Consider the following 17,533-nt stretch of genomic DNA (forward strand, 5'->3'; position numbering starts at 1 on the left):
AGCCTTTAAAAGCGCTGCTGATTATGGGCACAACCGACTTATGAGGTTCGACCAACCGCGATCCAGTTCACAACTCCCTCCAACTGAGGAGAATAACGGCTTCGAACGATCTGGATGATAGCACTATCGCATTGTTTTTGTTGAATGACACCATAGCTGTTGGTTTGATCCGTTGTGACGACTAACGCGTACTGCTCATCGACAAATGGCTCATCGAAATGCACCCGGATTTCTATGGTTTCTTCCTCTACGCGCATCAGAAAGGAACATATACCGAATTGCTGCGTAGGAGCAGCGGGTTTGGTGGATGCGACCGGGCTTGTATTCAAAATCTCAGCTGAGGCTGCATCCGGAAACTCTACTTCGGTTGTACTTGTTTCACTAAACTCTACATCTACTGCATTTGTGTCGACAAAGTCTGTTTCCTCTCCACTTGCAATCATCACATCGGACGTCTCGTCAGTTGTATCCACAACCTCCGCTTCCGCAGCTTCTGTATCCAATGGCTGAACGGCCGTTGCTTGAAGTCTCGAGGCTGCCGCTAACAGCAGCTTTTCTACCAGTCCGGTTTCCAAGTGTATCGAAGTTATACTCCCAGGAAGCAGGTGGTAGCCTGAGATCGACTCTTGTTTAATATGGAGGCCATCAATCGTATCGTTACTCAACTGCTCGCTTCCTACAGCACCATACGCTAAATGGCGACTTGTCACCGCATGCTCAGCCAAATGCGCGCTGCCAACCGAAGCGGTATTCAGATGCACAGAGTCCACTGCACTCGGAGCCAGCTTAGCAGCTGTCACTGCCTGATCAACCAACTGCTCAGTGTCAATCGTTCCCTCCGCAATATGCTTACCAATTATCGCACCAGCTTCAATATGACAGCTGGCCACAGCATCTAAAGCGATCTGCTCACTACCCACACTTCCATTGCTCAGGTGAGCTGCCTCTACGGCTCCCCATGCCAGCTTCGCTCCTGTCACCGAATGCTCCTGCAGATGTGCTGTTCCTATTGCCTCTTCAGCAATGTGCCCGCTGCTCACAGCTTCAAGTGCGAGATGAAGACTCGTTACAGCACCAGCACCCAACCTCTCGCTATCCACGCTCCCGACACTCAGATGCACCGTATCCACGGCTCCGAATGCCAGCTTGGTTCCAGTCACAGCTTGCTCCTGCAGCTGCGACGTACCGATTGCTTCGTCAGCAATATGCCTCGTCTCGACTGCGCTCCGTGCCAACTCACGGCTGCTGACCACGTCTGCTCCCAGATGTCGACTCGCCACTGCACCTTCGGCCAACTGCTCTTCACCTACAGCACCAGCAGCCAAATGCGCGGCACCTACAGCGCCCCATGCCAGCTTAGCTCCCGTAACCGAATGCTCCTGCAGCTGGGCAGCTCCTATCGCTTCCTCAGCGATATGCGGACCGCCAATCGCACCCCAGGCAAGCGCTCGCCCGCTTACCGCTCCTGCAGCTAAATGACGACTTGCTACCGCACCTTCGGCCAGCTGCTCACTTCCTATCGCTTCCGCGCATAGATGTGCGCTTTCAACTGCTCCCGGTGCCAGCTTAGCTCCGGTCACAGCCTCATCGTTCAACTGCGCCGTGCCGATGGCTTCATCAGCAATATGGGCTCTGCCCACTGCGCCCCACGCCAGCTCACGACGGCTCACAACACCTGCAGACAGATGACGGCTCGTTACGGCACCATCAGCCAGCTGCTCACTTCCCACCGCTTCAGCACTCAAGTGAGCGGCTTCTACTGTACTTGGTGCCAGGTTCACTCCTGTTACCGCCTGCTCCTGCAAATGTGCTGTTCCAATCACATACAGCGCCAGATGATCGCCCCTTACCGAACCCAATGCCAGCTCGCGCCCGCCTATCGCGCCTTCCGCCAGATGACGACTCGCTACAGCATCGTCAGCCAGCTGCTCACCACTCACGGCACCCGCAGTGAGATGCACAGCTTCCACTGAGCATGGCGCCAGCTTTGTCCCTGTTACCGCTTGTTCTTGGAGCTGATCCGTACCTATTACTCTTTCGCCAAGATGCTTACTGCTAACAATTCCATGCGCCAGCTCACGATTGCCAACTGCGCCATCAGCTAACTGAAGGCTTGTTACAGCTCCCTCTGCCAATTGGTCGCTGCCCACCGCACCGTCAGCCAAATGCTCTGTCTCCACCGCACCACGTGCCAGCTTGGCTCCAGTCACCGACTGTGCATGCAGCTGTGTCGTATTAATTGCATTCGCAGCGATATGAACTCCACTAACTGCACCCCAGGAAAGCTCGCGCCCACTAACAGCGCCCGCTCCCAAATGGCGACTTACCACCACACCCTCTGCCAACTGGTCGCTTTTCACTGCACCCGCGCTCAAATGAACCGTACTTACAACACCATCAGCGAGCTGAGCCGCCTTCACTGAGGCTTCGCTCAAATGTGCACTGGTCACGGCACCCTCAGCCAGCTTTTCAGCGGTCACACTTCGATCTGCCAGCTTCTCACGAGTTATCGCTTCTGTCGCCAAATGAACGGCTTTCACAGCAGCCTTTGATAAATGGGTAGATTGAATCGCTCCAGTAGAAATATGCTCGCTAAGCACCGATTCACGGCCAAGTTTATCCGACGTCACACTCGATTGCGCCAGCTTTGCCGTCGTAACCGATAAGTTAGTCAGCTTATCCGTCGATACCGATTCACTGGAGAGCTTCGAGGTCGTAATGCTGTGATTAGCCAGCTGCCCGGATAGGACAGCACCCTCCTGAATATGCTGATGCTGGATCGAGCCTGTTGCCAGCTTTTCCGAAGTTACAGCTCGATCCTGCAGCTTTGCCGTCACAACGGACTGATCCTGCAAATGCTCTTTACCCACGGCAAGCAACCCAATATGAAGCGCCTGTATCGCTTTCTCAGCAATGTGTCCGCTGCTTACCGCATTGCCGGATAGATGTTCACCGGTAACAGCCTTTCTTCCCAGTTTTGCCGAAGTGACAGCTTGCTCCTTCAGCTTATCTGCGCCTACAGATGACACACTTAGCTGCTCCTCACCTACACTTTGTGGAGCAATCTTGCCTGCGGTTACCGCGCCATCTATCAAATGCTGAGCTTCCACACTCTTAGGCTGAAGATGTTTTTTTTCTATCGCCATATCCTGTAGATGTATACCACCCACCGATTGCTTCGCCAGCTTCTCGGAGGTTACCGTATGATCACGCAAGTGCTCACTCGTCACGGCACCGCCAAGAATATGCTCGCCAATTACCTGCTTGGGACCAATAGAATCACTGTGCACGACGCCGTTGGCCAGATGCTCATGCAAAACAGATTTGGACTGCAAATGGTCCGAACTGATGCTCCAGGCTGCCAGCTTATCCTCTGTCACGGATTGCTTGCCCAGCTTCACTGCCGTAATTTCGCCATCCGCTATTTTACTTGCCGTTACCGAATGATCACGCAGCTTCTCTGTAGTGACAGACAAATCTGCCAGCTTTGCCGTATTGATGATGTAATTGGCCAGATTCGTAGCCTGAATCGTACCGCTTTTAATTTTCTCGGATGTGATCGACTGGTTTTGAATCAGCTCGCCAGTAATCACTTCCTCAGCCAAATGCTTGGTTTGAATCGAATATTCGGCAATTTTCATGGCATCAATCGTTTTATCTGCCAGCTTCTCAGAGGTGATGCTGTTATCCTGCAGCTTTTCACCTCCAATCGCTCGCTCCTGAATCTTGTCTCCCGTTATAGCAAAGGATGCAATATGCTCCTCGGTAACCGCTCGCAGTCCCAGCTTCTGCTGAGTCACGCTGCGATCCCCAAGCTTAGCGGCAGTCACTGCATAATCAGCCAGCTGTTCGTTTCCAATAGCACCGCGTTTAACCTTACTGCCCTCAATCGCATTCCGCGCAATCTTCTCAGCGGTAACCGATTCCTCAGCCAAATCGTCCGTGTAAATAATGCCTCCGCTGCCTGCTCCGTCAGCAGCCTTACGCGTTAACAATAAGGGTACACTGTCAGTCCGTGGTTTCTCCACTTGTGATTTTTCCACTTTTATAAGAGGTTCCTTATCAGTTTGGTTAACCTGCTGAGAATGTTGGGTACGACTGATCGTAACATCCACACTATCTGCTGGTTGCAACTTCTTAATTCGATCCGCTTCCTGAACATCGTCCAGCCATTTTAGTTCATTAATATAAGCCCCGCTCTTTTTCTGCAGCAGTCTATTCTTACTTAAACCACGGCTAGTTGGCTTCTTCATCCTGCACTTCCTCCCGTTTTGGTAATGCTTCATGTTGGGCACCGCATTTAGTAGTCTTTTGTAACATATGCATTCACCCAGAAGGAAGTCATCGCCTATGGAAAAATAGGCGCAGCAATGAGCTGTAGATGGGAGCTTCATCTGAAAATTTCCATAAAAAAAAGGCATGGATTAATAAACCCACACCTCTCCTATAGCTTATCTAAGCAAGCTTGTACCACGCCGATTATACGATCAGTCAGTAATAATCAGCTCTGAGTCCGGTCATACTAACACCAACGCTTACATAAAAAAAGCAATCCCCATCAACGCCGAAACCGACAATACGACAAGCGGATGCAAGTGATACTTCATCGTTCCAATCATGGCAAAAATAAAAATCAGCAGCACAGCCAGTGTATGTCCATTGATCCCAAGCAGTGGTTGTCCGTTGGTGCCTACTCGATACGCCGCATAGACGATAAGCGCTGCCACCATCGGTTTCAAGCCATAAAAGATCATGGAGAGCAAGCGTTCCCGACCTACTTTAAAAAAGAACAGTGCCAGAGCGATAATGATAATAAATGAAGGTAAAATCATGCCGATTGTTGCCGCCGCCGCTCCAGGAATCCCGGCAACCTTGTACCCAATCAGTACAGCACTATTCGTAGCAATTGGACCCGGCGCCATTCCGGCCAAGGTTACAGCTTGGGCAAAATCTACGGAGGTCATCCATTGCTGGGCTAAAGCCTCCCGCTCAATCACACTTAATATGGCATAACCGCCGCCAAACGAGACAAGCCCTATTTTGAAAAAAGTAACCAATAATGTCCACAGCATGAATGCTGTCCCCTCCCTTCAGCCATCCGACTAAATCCCATCGCCCCAAATATATTGGCCGGCTTGGATCGGACCGGGTACAGGTGCAGTTCTTCCGCCAGTCTTCGTTGGTGGAGGTACATCCTTGAACTTTTCTTTCATTTTAAATATCCAAATACCCGCAATCGTTCCGATCAGCAGCAGCAAAGCGGGATGGATCGAGGTAAACAGCAACGCGGCCAGTGCACCTGCTACGATAATCAGTGTCGATTTGTCATGAACCGCTGACTTTAGCATTCGCCAGCCAGCAACCGCAATGAAAGCGACGACGGCCGAATGAATGCCTTCAAAAGCAGCCGAAGCCTTCACAGAGTCCTCCACGGTAGTGTAACCAATTGCCAGCGCCATCATAATTATAAAGGTCGGTAGTCCGATACCTATAATGGCTGCAATGGCTCCCCTGAGTCCAGCCACTCGATACCCAATGATCGTAGCCGCATTCACACCAATGCCACCTGGAGCCGATCCGGCAATCGACAAGGCACCGCTTATTTCTTCCTCGTCCATCCATTTACGCTGTTCAACAACTTCTTTCTCAATAGCCGGAATCATCGCATAGCCGCCGCCGAAAGAGATTGGACTGATTTTGCAAAAGGACCAAAAAATTTGCCCTAATACAGTTGTCAACTTCTGCTCATTGTTAGTCATGTCGCAGCATCCCCTGTCTTTAGCTTCTATATTCATTATACAACACTTAATTTCTTTTTGGAATAAACTATAGTATAAAAGTTTCTTCTGCTTTTAAAAAGATCCGGTTATATAACGAATATTCGTCTTTGAAGAGGGGAATACTCTGATTTACACAGGGACTTTATTTCATTTTTACATTTATTTGCTCTCTATAAAATTTCAGCCATCTTTCTGCTGTTCGTTCCCACGTGAATTGCTCATGAACCCTGCGTACACTCGCTTCGCCCAAGACTCGACTCCATTCCGGGTGTGTCAACAGCTTGACAATAGAAGGTGCCAGTTCACTTTTCAAGTGTGCAGGTTTAATGCTTAATCCGGTTCGCTCATGGTCAATAATTTCTTTCATTCCCCCAACATGTGTCGCCACGACGGGAACACCTGAAGCCATTGCCTCTACGTTTACCAATCCAAAAGCTTCATTTTTCCCCGAGGGCACCACCAGCACATCAGCCAGACGAAACCAATCGGCAATCCCCGTATGCGGCACGTATGGAATGAATCGAATAGAAGCCCTCAGTCTGGCAGCCCTGCGCTTAAGCCCTCTGGCATAGGGGGTAGTCCTGTGGGAACTGTAAAAAGCGCTGCCAACCACAAACAGAACCGCATTAGGTACCCGCTTCACAACCTCCGGCATGGCTTCCAGCAAATGATGAACACCCTTCATCCGAAGTAAACGCCCTACATACAAGATGACCTTTTTACCGCCCAAACCGAGCTGATCCACTGATTGCTGTCTTCGTGCCGATCCCTCGGCAGACCAACGGGAAGTAAATTGTTGCGTATCTACGCCCAGGTAATTCACCCTTATTTTCCTGCGAATGCTCGGTGCTAGATGAATAAGCTGCTCTTTCATAAAACGGCTATTGACCATGATGTAGTCAGCAGCTCTCAGACAGCTTTGCAGCTCCACTCGACTAATATGAGGACTCGAAATGTAAGTAGTCGAATGCAAAACAAGACAAATAACCGCCTGTGGATGCCGCTTGCGCAAATAACGGACAAACCGAGGACGGTTCTCCACCTGCAGCAGGGATGGACGAAGTCCCTTCAGCCTTTGGCTAACCTGCGATATATAGCCAACCGGAGAACGGGCCGGCACCCGAATATACTGAACTCCATCCACCATTTCTGAGCCCGGCATATCCGGACTTTGCTTGCCAAAAATAACTGGACACACCTCAGTTGTCACCCGACGTGCTACCTGCTCGACCACAAGCTCTACCGAGCTGCTCGTCGCACAGGGCACTACGAATGACCCGGGTGTAATGATCGCAATGACAGGTGCCTTCATGGAAATCCTCCTAATTTAGTGAAATCTGCCTCACGAGCGTTGGCCAGCTTCAATTACACCAGTGTATTCATCACCACAAACCACGGGCACGGCAGCGTAGTCATCATGCAAAGGATAACGATTTTATTATTGTATATTTATTCATTTATAAGTATAATAATTCATTATTGAAAAGGAGTGATAGGTATGGGTATACAAACTGATATGAGCACTGCAGCTTTACTGGCAGCTGCAAATACCTCGATTTTATCAACCGCAGTAAGGCCTGAGCTTGTGATGGAGCGCGGACAAGGTATGTATTTATGGGACACAGATGGAAAGCGCTATCTGGATTTTGTCGGGGGTTGGGCGGTTACGTGTCTGGGTCATTCTCCCGCAGTTATTCAGGACGCCCTAACGCAGCAATCGGCTGCACTGGTTCATTCCAGTCCCTCCTTCTACAACAAACCGATGATTCAATTTGCCAAGCTCTTAACCGACCTCACTGGTTATGACCGGGCTTTCTTTACGAGCAGCGGCGCTGAGGCCAATGAAGGAGCCATCAAGCTTGCCAGAAAACACGGCTCGATTCATCGTGGCGGCGCTTTTGAAATTATTACTACCATTAATGGTTTTCACGGACGTACACTGGCAACGATGTCGGCAACTGGCAAGCAGCAGTGGGAGCCTCTATTTGCGCCCAAAATACCGGGCTTCAAGCATGTTCCCTTGAACGATCTGGAAGCTTGTCTGGCTGCAATCACTCCCAATACATGTGCTATTATGCTGGAGCTGGTTCAAGGTGAGGGTGGCGTCCATGAGGCTGAAGTGGCATATGTGCAGCAGCTTCGCAAAATTTGCGACGACTCCGGCATCATGCTGATCTTTGACGAGATACAAACCGGATTCGGCCGGACAGGCAAGCTGTTTGCCTATGAGCATTATGGGGTTCAAGCGGATGTGATGACATTAGGCAAAGGCATAGGTGGCGGATTTCCACTATCGGCTATGCTGACCAAGGAAGCCTTTAATATTTTTGCTGTCGGGGATCAAGGTGGAACTTACACTGGACAGCCGCTCGCTATGGCGGTGGGGAAGGCCGTCGTTCAAGAGCTGATTCGTCTGGAGCTTTCGCTTCATGCACAGCAGCAGGGCCGTTATATTGTGGAACGATTGCATCAAATTGAGGACAAGTATAACCTGAAGCACATTCGTGGCAAGGGATTGCTGTTAGCCTTTGACCTGCCGGAGCCGGTTGGCGCCGAATTGGTTGCAGCGGGCTTGGAGGCGGGCTTGCTGATCAACGCCCCCAATCCGTTAACCATTCGTTTAATGCCTCCCTTAATCGTGTCCACAACCGACATCGACCTTATGTTTAATCAGCTTTGTGGTGCTTTGGATAGCATTTTTTAGAACCTGGTCACTATAAGAGAGAGACTCGTCAAATTCCACTGTATTCCTACAGCACCTGTCCATAACGGGTCTGTCCGCTTACACATACACTAAGGGGAAACTCAAATCATTGGAGGGAGTGGATACCATGCCCTATCCCTGTGTGGGCATTCTCGTGAATGATAAGCTGCATCGCTGCATCCCCTTAGGCAAAACCAAGTATGAAGCCGTACACTTGTATGTGAAGGCAGGCGCCAAATATGGATTTACCCCTTGCTTTTTCCGGATAGACGATATAGAGCCGGGTGCAGAAACCGTTAATGCTTACGTCATGGACAGCGGACAATTCATACGCAAAAACGTACCCGTACCTGAGGTCATTCACAATCGTGCGATTTATAACGGGCGCAAGCAATTTAGACAAATTAACTCATGGATCAAGGAAGGCAAACAGCTGTTTAACCAATGGAACCGTTATGGAAAGTTGTACATTCAAAATGTTTTGATGAAGGAGCCGAGCTTACGTCCGCACATTCCAATCACCTACGATGCAACCATAAGCCACATTAACATGATGATGAAGTTGTATAATGATTTGATTATTAAGCCGAACAAAAGCAGTGTCGGGCGCGGGGTCATGAAGCTGGAAAAAACAGCTCGAGGCTGGAAGCTTACGTATCCGGCATCATTAAGCATTCATAATAAAACGTGGCGTACGCTAACTTTTCAAGGCAATCGACTGCCACTCCTGCTCCGCAGCAGACTGCAGCGGGCACGTTATATCGTGCAGCAGCGACTCCCCCTTGCTACCTTTGAGGGTCTACCCTTTGACCTGCGTGTCTCCGTGCAGCGTGGAGCAAAGGGACAGTGGCAGGTTACCGGGATTGTCGCGAAGGTCGCTTCCAAACGCTGTTTTCTAACCAATGTCGCGCAAGGCGGAACTGTTTACAGGCTGGAGCCCATTCTTATCGCAGAATATCCGCACCTTCAGCCAAAGACCGTAATCAAAGGCATTGAGCAGTTTTCACTAAAGGTGGCCGAGCATTTGGGCAGCCATCTGCCGCATATGGCCGATCTCGGACTTGATGTCGGAATTACGATAGAAGGCTTTCCCATGCTAATCGAATGCAATGGCAAAGATCAACGCTACAGCTTTCGTGAAGCAGGTATGCTGCAGGAATGGAGAGCAACCTACGACAATCCGATGGCGTATGCACGATATTTACTGGATTGTAGTTTGGCGGTAGCGGAGGCAGAACGTCGGAAACAGAGCTATCAGCCAAAAATATAGAAGTCCTGGAAGTAAAAGGACCTTCTTGCTGATACCGCCAGCTCTCCCGTAACGGACATAAAGACACGGAAATCAAGTCATATACTGCATCGACTGATTTCCGTGTCCTTCCAACTGAATAAGCTGCTTCAGCAGCCATAGTAGGATGACGATATTTCCTTACTTTATTGGATACATAGGCATTTACTTATTATTGAATAACTATCCCCAATGCTGCAGCTCTTCGCAGCGCATCCTCAGTAAACTTGTTCTTTTTATATTTCTTTTCAATCTCTTCCTTGGTTAACGGCACCCATCTGAAATCCTTGTTTATATAAATCATCACTTTATGGCCCCAATCCACATGGATCGTACGATTGGTCACCTTTTTAATGAGTCCAATCTTGGAAACCGCGAAGCCGATCGTATCCACACAATATTTATCCAGCAAATTGTTATTCAATTCTGTCTCTCCCCTTCAAGTTAAAACCTCGTACAGCTTTGTGTCAACATTCATACTTTGTATCCCAGCCTTATACAATTCGATATTTGCCTGCAAAATCCTGCCGTTCCTCCATCAATCCTATATAGTCGGTTTTTTCCACCTATTCTGATGAATCGTCCACTGACAGCATGACGCCCTATTGATATCCTAATGGTATTACTATTGTTCTTTATTCACAAATCGATTCATTACAATAAGGAGTGAAATTTCATTGTCAACGATCAATGAAGCTGTCAACATTCGCAAAATTACACCTGTTCCATTAAAAAGAGTTTCTATCGACGGGGGCTTCTGGCTGCAGCGACAAGAAACCAACCGCAACCTCACCCTGCAAATTCAATATGAGCAATGTCAGTCAACCGGCAGACTGAATGCCTGGAAGCTGGACTGGAAGCAGGGTGACGCCAATCAGCCACACCGATTCTGGGATTCGGATATTGCCAAATGGATTGAGGCGGCAGCCTACAGTCTGACTACCCACCCCGATGCCGAATTGGAGCGTCAGGTGGATGACGCTATCGATCTGATCGCTGCGGCACAGCAGGAGGACGGCTATTTGAATATTTTTTATACCGTCGTCGAGCCGCACAATCGTTGGAAGGATTTAAAGGATGGTCACGAGTTATATTGCGCAGGACACTTGATCGAAGCGGCTGTTGCTTATTTTGAAGCGACGGGCAAACGGCTGCTCTTGGATGTCATGTGCCGATATGCGGACTATATCGATACGGTATTTGGTCCCGATGAAGGTCAAATCCGTGGTTATGACGGTCATCCTGAAATTGAGCTTGCTCTTGTCAAATTGTACCGGACAACCGGTGAGCAGCGTTATTTAGAGCTATGTCAATTTTTTGTCGACGAACGTGGACAACAGCCCCACTTCTTTGATCAGGAAGCCGCGAACCGAGGCAAGCAGCCTTCACGAACCGGATATGCACCCTACGATCATTATCAGGCACATCTTCCTATCAGGGAACAGCGTACGGTGGAAGGCCACTCCGTCCGAGCGGTATATTTGTACAGTGGAGTGGCTGATCTGGCAGCCGAAATCAAGGACGCTTCGCTATATGAAGCTTGTGAGCAGTTGTGGAACCATATGGTTGAAAAGCGAATGTACATTACCGGAGGTATCGGATCGACTGATCATTACGAACGATTCACTTATGATTACGACTTACCTAACGATACCGCATACGCTGAAACATGTGCTTCGATCGGATTAATATTTTGGGCACATCGAATGGCTCTGCAAAGTGGAGACAGCCGCTATATGGATGAACTGGAGCGCGCTTTATATAACGGTACCATCAGCGGAGTGTCGCAGGATGGTAGCCGGTTCTTTTACGCCAACCATCTCGAGGTGCTGCCTGCCGCCCATCATTTCAACACCTTGAAATTCAATAAAACTGCGGTCGCCGAGCAGCGTCAGGAATGGTTCGGCTGCTCCTGCTGCCCGCCTAATATCGCACGGTTAATTGCCTCGCTTGGGCAGTACATGTACGCCGAAGGCAGCGAAGAGGCAATCGTTCACCTGTATGGTGAAAGCCATGCCAGTTTGAATATCGGAAGCCAACACATCGAGCTGCAGCAGCAGACCAGCTATCCATGGGATGAAACGGTATCCATCAAGGTATCCCCAGAGCGAGTCGCCGAATTTTCCATCAGCCTGCGACTGCCGGGCTGGTGCCGCAACGCCCAGGTCAAGGTTAATGGTCAATCGATAGATTGCACTCCACTTGTGAATAAAGGTTATATACGGCTTACTCGCACATGGTCACCCGATGATCAGATTGAGCTCATTTTGCAGATGCCCGTGGAGGCTGTAGAGGCTCACCCCGAGGTACGTGCCAATATCGGCCGAATCGCTTTGCAGCGTGGCCCCATCGTCTATTGCCTGGAGGAAACCGATAACAGCACCAATTTGCGGGATTTGAGCTTGTCCCTTAATGAATTGCCTAAGGCCCGCCATGAGGCAGCCCTGCTTAATGGTATCACCATTCTCGAAGGTACCGCCAGCCGTTCCACGCTTCAGAATTGGGAGGGCCGCTTGTATCGACGCGCCGAAGCCAGATGTGATGATGAAGCCAAGGAGATTGTTCCATTCCGGGCAGTTCCTTACTATGCATGGGGCAATCGTGCACCTGGGGAAATGCTGGTATGGGTCGGGAAGAAATAACGGTCATTTTTGGAAATTGCGAATTAAGATACAAACAAGCGTCGGTCCCTGTCACAGACAGCTGCATCGCCGCTTTTTTTGTTGACTTCAATCAGGGATAACCTTTCTCGGAATATCCCTGTCTTTGATATATTGAGCAGGCGCCTTTGATTGAAAATGTTTAGGCACAGGCCATATTCCAACATCAAACTGATAAAAAATAATAACCTGCTCTTCTGCATTACTTTTCAGATAGGGAGTTCTGCTGTAACATGAGGTTACGCATCATTCAGTTTAAAGTGTTGACCCATACAAATCCCATAAACAGTAAGGAGAAGTACAATGATATGGCTCAAAAGAAGCTTGTTTGCAAAATTGTTGGTAGGCATGCTGGTCTCAGCTATAATCCCTTATTCCTTGTCCAACATCATTTCGTATAATACGACTTCGAACTCAATGGCGGATCAAGTAATCGAGTTGAACCAAAATTTAATGAATATTAATATGGAAAACGTCAAGCGTTATTTCCATGATTTGAATCGAGTTTCTGTTTCCTTCTACCAGGACCAGACACTTATGCATTATTTGAGATCTACAAGAGTTCTCCCCATTGAAATACTATATATAAACAATCAAGTGGATAACCTGTACAGGAACCGTCCCGAATTTCGCGCTGTACGCTATATAAGCAGCCTAAATGAACAGAAATATACGAGTACCAACGTTGGACTGACTGTTCAAACCTCTAATATCTTAATCCCAAAAAGCGAGGAAGAAAATTGGGACGAATACGGCAAATATGAAGTAGAAATTCTGGGAAAAGAAAAAGTTCTGGTTTTGAATAAGCTGCTTGTCGATTATCCGGGTCCCAAAGTATTAGGTTTGCTGTCTATTCATGTAGGTTTGGATGAAATCGGAATACTCATCCGCTCCCATTCGAAACCTTCAACAGGGGATAGAGTTTTTTTGTATATACACAAAGAATTAAAGCTATTATATACCTCTGGAGAAGGGGAAGAACTTAGGAAAGGAGAAGGTACCTCGGAATCCAATTTGTTAGGTAATCAAGGATCATATAAGGGAAAGCTAGACGGTCGGGAAGGGGTCTTTATTTACGTTAGAGATCAGTATATGGATTTATCGCTTACAATGGTCAAATTTGTACCTACCGCAGCCATCAATGAGTCGGCCGATCGGACACTTAATCAGTCACTCTTCATTCAATTCATTGCGATCGCTTTTGTTATTATCTTGGCCTCGGTCCTGTCGTATCTGACTATCTCGCCAGTCAAACGGCTTCTTCGCAGTATTGCTCGAGTAGAAACCGGTAATTTTCACGTTAATTTAACGACAGGTCGCAACGACGAGTTAGGCGTGTTGGAAGTCCGTTTTCAAACTATGATTCAAAATTTAGACGACCTTATGAACCGGGAATATCGAAATCGCATAGAATTAACCACAGCTCAATTAAAAATGCTGCAAGCACAGATAAATCCGCATTTCCTGTACAATTCGCTGCAGTCCATTGGAACACTGGCACTTCGCCATGGTTCCCAGGAGATCAATGATAAAATTGCTGAATTAGGTGCCATCCTTAGATACACGATGGACCTGAAGACGGAAACTGTAACCTTACAAATGGAAATCAAGCATATTGAACACTACATGTCTTTGCAGACGGGACGTTTTAAAAATAGATTGTCCTATACATTATCATGTCCAAACGAAGCGTTCCAGGTGCTTGTCCCCAAGATGATTCTACAGCCTTTAATTGAAAACAGTATAGTTCACGGATTTGAAAAAGGTCGTGGGTCCGGTACTTTGCACATCAGTATGGAACTGGATCAGGTGTTGTGCATTCGTATAATAGATAACGGAAAGGGTATGGACCCCGAAACCATTGAACGAATCTATCGGGAATACTCCGATTTTCAACTTCAATCCGGGCAGGAAGGCGGGATCGGACTAATCAATGTACTGCAAAGGCTGCGTCTATATTATGGTCAAGAATTTGACTGGGAGATCCAAAGTGTACCCTATGAAATGACCGTTATTTCGCTGCGAATTTCGATCGATTGTCTTACTAGGGAGGGAAAAGAAATTGAAGATATTGATAGCTGACGATGAAGAACATGTACGGGAAGGTATCGAATTAGCCGTTGACTGGGCGAAGTTTGGAGTTTCTAAACGGCTGATGGCAGAGGATGGAACGCAGGCAATGGAGTTGATTCGTTTATATAACCCCGCTGTTTTGTTTTGTGATATGAGTATGCCCGGAATGGATGGAATGAAGCTGCTGAGCTTAATTCGCGAAGAAGGTTGGGACACTCAGATCATCGTTGTAAGTGGGTATGATGATTTTCAATACACGCGGGCGGCAATACGAGCAAATGGAGTGGATTATCTGCTAAAACCATTTCGAAAGAACGATTTGGAGCAAGCACTTGAACGAGCGATAGCTGCTTGTAAACAGCGGGAAAACACATTACGGGACGAACGCGAAACCAAGCATCGCATACGCCGAGCTGATGCCCTTCTGGATGAGCAGAAATTAGCATCGTATTTCAAGGGTGAAGCCGCTTTTCATGAAGGAATGCGAAGTTTGTTCTATAAAATAGGGTTTTCTATGAACAATATCAGGGTAGCCATGGTGCTGCCAAAAAACAAAATGAAATTGGTGGATCAACGTTTTTTTGGTGATGGAGAACTGTTTTTATTTGCTGTCAACAACATCACCCATGAAACCTTGAAGAATTATGGATCTCATTATTTGTGTCGGTTAGATGATTATCAATGGCTCTTGCTAACGACTGCCGAGGGCAACAATGGAGAATACGAACATCGGCGCCATATGGAAAAGATGATGAAAGCCTGGAAGTCTACATTAGGTTTGGAAGCACTCATTGGTCTATGCGAAACCGAAACGGATGCGGATACACTGAACGCTTCGATCGGGGCCGCAAGGGTAGCGCTGTTGAAATACGAGCTTCTGCTCCCTGCTCCCCCAAAAAACCAAGTCAAGGAACAACTTCGATTTACGGATCAGAAAATGCTTCTTCAAACAGCCTTGGAAAATGAAGACAAGGTCTATGCTGCAGAAATCATTCGCTCCTTCACGCAAATGTTGCGCATACGCGGAAGCCTCAGATTAAAAGATCTGCAGGGTCACACAATTGAAGCTAATTTGCTTTTGGAGCAAGCGAGCCGGGTGCGACTATCCCACAGGGAATCGGCCATTACTTTCTTACCGCTGTGGATTAGCGATTTGGACGAATGGGAAAAGGTACTAATACAACAATGGTGGGCGCTAATCGAAGAAAGTGGGATCGAAGGATTCAGTAACTCAAGAATTCAAGCAATTCACGATTATATTCATGGGCATTTTCAAGAGAACCTGTCTTTATCGACGCTTTCCGAGCAATTCCGTTTCAGTCCCCAATATATTGCCAAAAAATTCAAGGAGCTTTACAACACCACCGTAATGACTTACTTAATAGAACTGCGGATGGAAAAAGCCAAATCACTTCTTATCCATACCGAAATGCCCGTGTCCGAAATGGCAAATTCTCTCGGATACACAGACGAAAATTATTTCGGTAAGGTATTTAAAAAACAAAATGGAATTTCCCCCTTGCAGTTTCGTAAACAACAGCGAGATTCATAGATTCCTCTTTTGGGCGAAGATATTCTCTGTTTTTTTAACTGACTTGCAAGTAGGATTAGTTCAAATAACAAATATTCTATTTAGGGGGAACAAAGATTTATGAAAAAATCGCTATCTATGTTTACCGTTAGTGCACTACTCCTAACTTCGCTTGTAGGCTGCGCTGGTGGTAATGAACCACAAACCACAGACGCTAACAAGTCAACAAGCGGAAATACCAACAGTACAACCAAAGACAAAGAAAAGGTGAAACTCAGTTTAATACAATTTAAAGTTGAAATCACAGATAAAGTAAAGGCGATGGCTGCTGATTACATGGCGCAAAACCCGAACGTAGTCATTGAAGCAGAAGTGTCCAAAGAATCCGCTACACTGCTTAAGACCCGTTTTGCTTCTGGGGAAGAGCCGGATGTATTCATGGTCAAAGCATTCACCGATATTGAAGATTGGTCTGACAGACTCGCTGACCTATCGAACGAGCCTTGGATGTCTAAAGTTTCTCCATCTGCTATTGAGGGAATGACAGTGAAGGGTAAGAAGCTTGGTTTTCCTGTTGCAATTGAAGGATACGGATTTATTTATAACAAAGACTTGTTTGCAAAAGCAGGCATCGATAAAGTACCGACTACGCTGACTGAACTGAAGCAAGTAAACGAAAAGTTGAAGGCGGCAAATATTTCGTCCTATTCCGAAGCTTATAAAGAATGGTGGACACTCGGCCAGCACTTGTTCAACCTACCGTTCGCTTACGAGAAAGCACCAGTGGCGACCATTGGAAAAATCAATAAAGGTGAAGCTAAAGTTAACGACATAGTCAACATGAACGGTTTCTTTGATGTCTTGGATATGACCGTTAAATACGGTAAAGGTGAGCAATCTGTTGGGGTAAGCTACGATAATCAAGTTGCCGATTTCTCCTCAGGCAAAACAGCGATGATGCAGCAGGGAGTTTGGGTAATCGATTCCATCATAAAAATCAATCCGAATATCAAGATCGGTATGTTCTCTATTCCGCTGAATGACAATGCGTCCGATACAAAAATGCCGGTAGGTGTTCCTGGCTATTATGTTGTCAACAAAAATTCTAAAAACGTGGAAGAAAGCAAGAAGTTTCTGAATTGGTTGCATCAAAACGGTCAAAAGTACCTGGTTGATTCCTTTAAGCTGATCCCGGCATTCACTGATTTGAAAACGACACCGGATCTTGGCCCGTTGGCTGCAGACCTCACCGCTTATGTAGAGAAAAACCAAACCATTCCATGGGCACACACGCTTTGGCCGTCCGGTTCGAACCAAGAGTTCGCGAAGCCGCTGCAAGCCTATGTAGGTGGTCAAATGAATAAAGAAGCAGCATTGGCTGAAGTACAGAATATATGGAATGCAAGAGTGAAAAAATAGCGAGCCACTAGGAAGACGGTGCATACCCTCCTAATAGGGTTATGCACCGTTTTTTCCTCTACATCAAGATAGGAAGGA

General features: G+C 47.4%; 11 protein-coding genes. 6 read left to right on the top strand and 5 right to left on the bottom strand.

All coding sequences use genetic code 11. The features are described 5' to 3' along the window. Positions 1-38: 38 nt before the first annotated feature. The 4 genes from LRL21_RS04260 to LRL21_RS04275 all read right to left on the bottom strand — a co-directional run bounded on the left by LRL21_RS04260 (position 39) and on the right by LRL21_RS04275 (position 7,092). Positions 39-4,253 carry a WIAG-tail domain gene (locus tag LRL21_RS04260; protein WP_240414519.1) on the bottom strand — a complete coding sequence of 1,405 codons (4,215 nt, stop codon included), beginning with the start codon at positions 4,251-4,253 and terminating at the stop codon, positions 39-41. A gap of 282 nt (positions 4,254-4,535) precedes the next feature. Beyond that, positions 4,536-5,072 carry a chromate transporter gene (locus tag LRL21_RS04265; protein WP_240414520.1) on the bottom strand — a complete coding sequence of 179 codons (537 nt, stop codon included), beginning with the start codon at positions 5,070-5,072 and terminating at the stop codon, positions 4,536-4,538. 30 nt (positions 5,073-5,102) lie between these two features. Then, positions 5,103-5,759 carry a chromate transporter gene (locus LRL21_RS04270; RefSeq protein ID WP_240414521.1) on the bottom strand — a complete coding sequence of 219 codons (657 nt, stop codon included), beginning with the start codon at positions 5,757-5,759 and terminating at the stop codon, positions 5,103-5,105. A 163-nt stretch (positions 5,760-5,922) separates the two neighbouring features. Then, complete coding sequence (locus LRL21_RS04275; protein ID WP_240414522.1) at positions 5,923-7,092, bottom strand: glycosyltransferase family 4 protein; 1,170 nt, start codon at positions 7,090-7,092, stop codon at positions 5,923-5,925. 186 nt (positions 7,093-7,278) lie between these two features. On the opposite strand from LRL21_RS04275, the gene LRL21_RS04280 reads away from it, so the two are divergent. Both LRL21_RS04280 and LRL21_RS04285 read left to right on the top strand, forming a co-directional pair. Next, complete coding sequence (locus LRL21_RS04280; RefSeq protein ID WP_240414523.1) at positions 7,279-8,484, top strand: aspartate aminotransferase family protein; 1,206 nt, start codon at positions 7,279-7,281, stop codon at positions 8,482-8,484. 142 nt (positions 8,485-8,626) lie between these two features. Next, on the top strand, positions 8,627-9,754 hold the full coding sequence (locus LRL21_RS04285) for a YheC/YheD family endospore coat-associated protein (RefSeq protein ID WP_240414524.1): 1,128 nt from the start codon (positions 8,627-8,629) through the stop codon (positions 9,752-9,754). Positions 9,755-9,944: 190 nt separating this feature from the next. Here LRL21_RS04285 and LRL21_RS04290 read toward each other — a convergent pair whose 3' ends face one another. After that, the gene (locus tag LRL21_RS04290) at positions 9,945-10,196 is read right to left on the bottom strand and encodes a hypothetical protein (RefSeq protein WP_240414525.1); all 252 of its coding nucleotides are present in this window, start codon (positions 10,194-10,196) and stop codon (positions 9,945-9,947) included. Between the two features lie 253 nt (positions 10,197-10,449). Between LRL21_RS04290 and LRL21_RS04295 the strand changes: the two genes are divergently transcribed. The 4 genes from LRL21_RS04295 (at position 10,450) to LRL21_RS04310 (ending at position 17,455) form a co-directional block, all read left to right on the top strand. Beyond that, the gene (locus LRL21_RS04295) at positions 10,450-12,414 is read left to right on the top strand and encodes a glycoside hydrolase family 127 protein (RefSeq protein ID WP_240414526.1); all 1,965 of its coding nucleotides are present in this window, start codon (positions 10,450-10,452) and stop codon (positions 12,412-12,414) included. 321 nt (positions 12,415-12,735) lie between these two features. After that, the gene (locus LRL21_RS04300; RefSeq protein ID WP_240414527.1) at positions 12,736-14,514 is read left to right on the top strand and encodes a histidine kinase; all 1,779 of its coding nucleotides are present in this window, start codon (positions 12,736-12,738) and stop codon (positions 14,512-14,514) included. Next, positions 14,495-16,057 carry a response regulator gene (locus LRL21_RS04305; protein ID WP_240414528.1) on the top strand — a complete coding sequence of 521 codons (1,563 nt, stop codon included), beginning with the start codon at positions 14,495-14,497 and terminating at the stop codon, positions 16,055-16,057. Before LRL21_RS04300 ends, LRL21_RS04305 begins: the two co-directional genes overlap by 20 nt. 99 nt (positions 16,058-16,156) lie before the next feature. Beyond that, positions 16,157-17,455, top strand: a complete 1,299-nt coding sequence (locus LRL21_RS04310) for an ABC transporter substrate-binding protein (protein WP_240414529.1) — start codon at positions 16,157-16,159, stop codon at positions 17,453-17,455. The last annotated feature ends 78 nt before the right edge of the window (positions 17,456-17,533 follow it).

This window comes from Paenibacillus periandrae, from assembly GCF_022458865.1.
Taxonomy (GTDB): domain Bacteria; phylum Bacillota; class Bacilli; order Paenibacillales; family NBRC-103111; genus Paenibacillus_S; species Paenibacillus_S periandrae.

What these genes read in the sequence shown, in the direction of transcription:
- LRL21_RS04260 (WP_240414519.1), bottom strand. Translation starts at nt 4,253, where the DNA reads ATGAAGAAGCCAACTAGCCGTGGTTTAAGTAAGAATAGACTGCTGCAG.
- LRL21_RS04265 (WP_240414520.1), bottom strand. Translation starts at nt 5,072, where the DNA reads ATGCTGTGGACATTATTGGTTACTTTTTTCAAAATAGGGCTTGTCTCG.
- LRL21_RS04270 (WP_240414521.1), bottom strand. Translation starts at nt 5,759, where the DNA reads ATGACTAACAATGAGCAGAAGTTGACAACTGTATTAGGGCAAATTTTT.
- LRL21_RS04275 (WP_240414522.1), bottom strand. Translation starts at nt 7,092, where the DNA reads ATGAAGGCACCTGTCATTGCGATCATTACACCCGGGTCATTCGTAGTG.
- LRL21_RS04280 (WP_240414523.1), top strand. Translation starts at nt 7,279, where the DNA reads ATGGGTATACAAACTGATATGAGCACTGCAGCTTTACTGGCAGCTGCA.
- LRL21_RS04300 (WP_240414527.1), top strand. Translation starts at nt 12,736, where the DNA reads ATGATATGGCTCAAAAGAAGCTTGTTTGCAAAATTGTTGGTAGGCATG.
- LRL21_RS04310 (WP_240414529.1), top strand. Translation starts at nt 16,157, where the DNA reads ATGAAAAAATCGCTATCTATGTTTACCGTTAGTGCACTACTCCTAACT.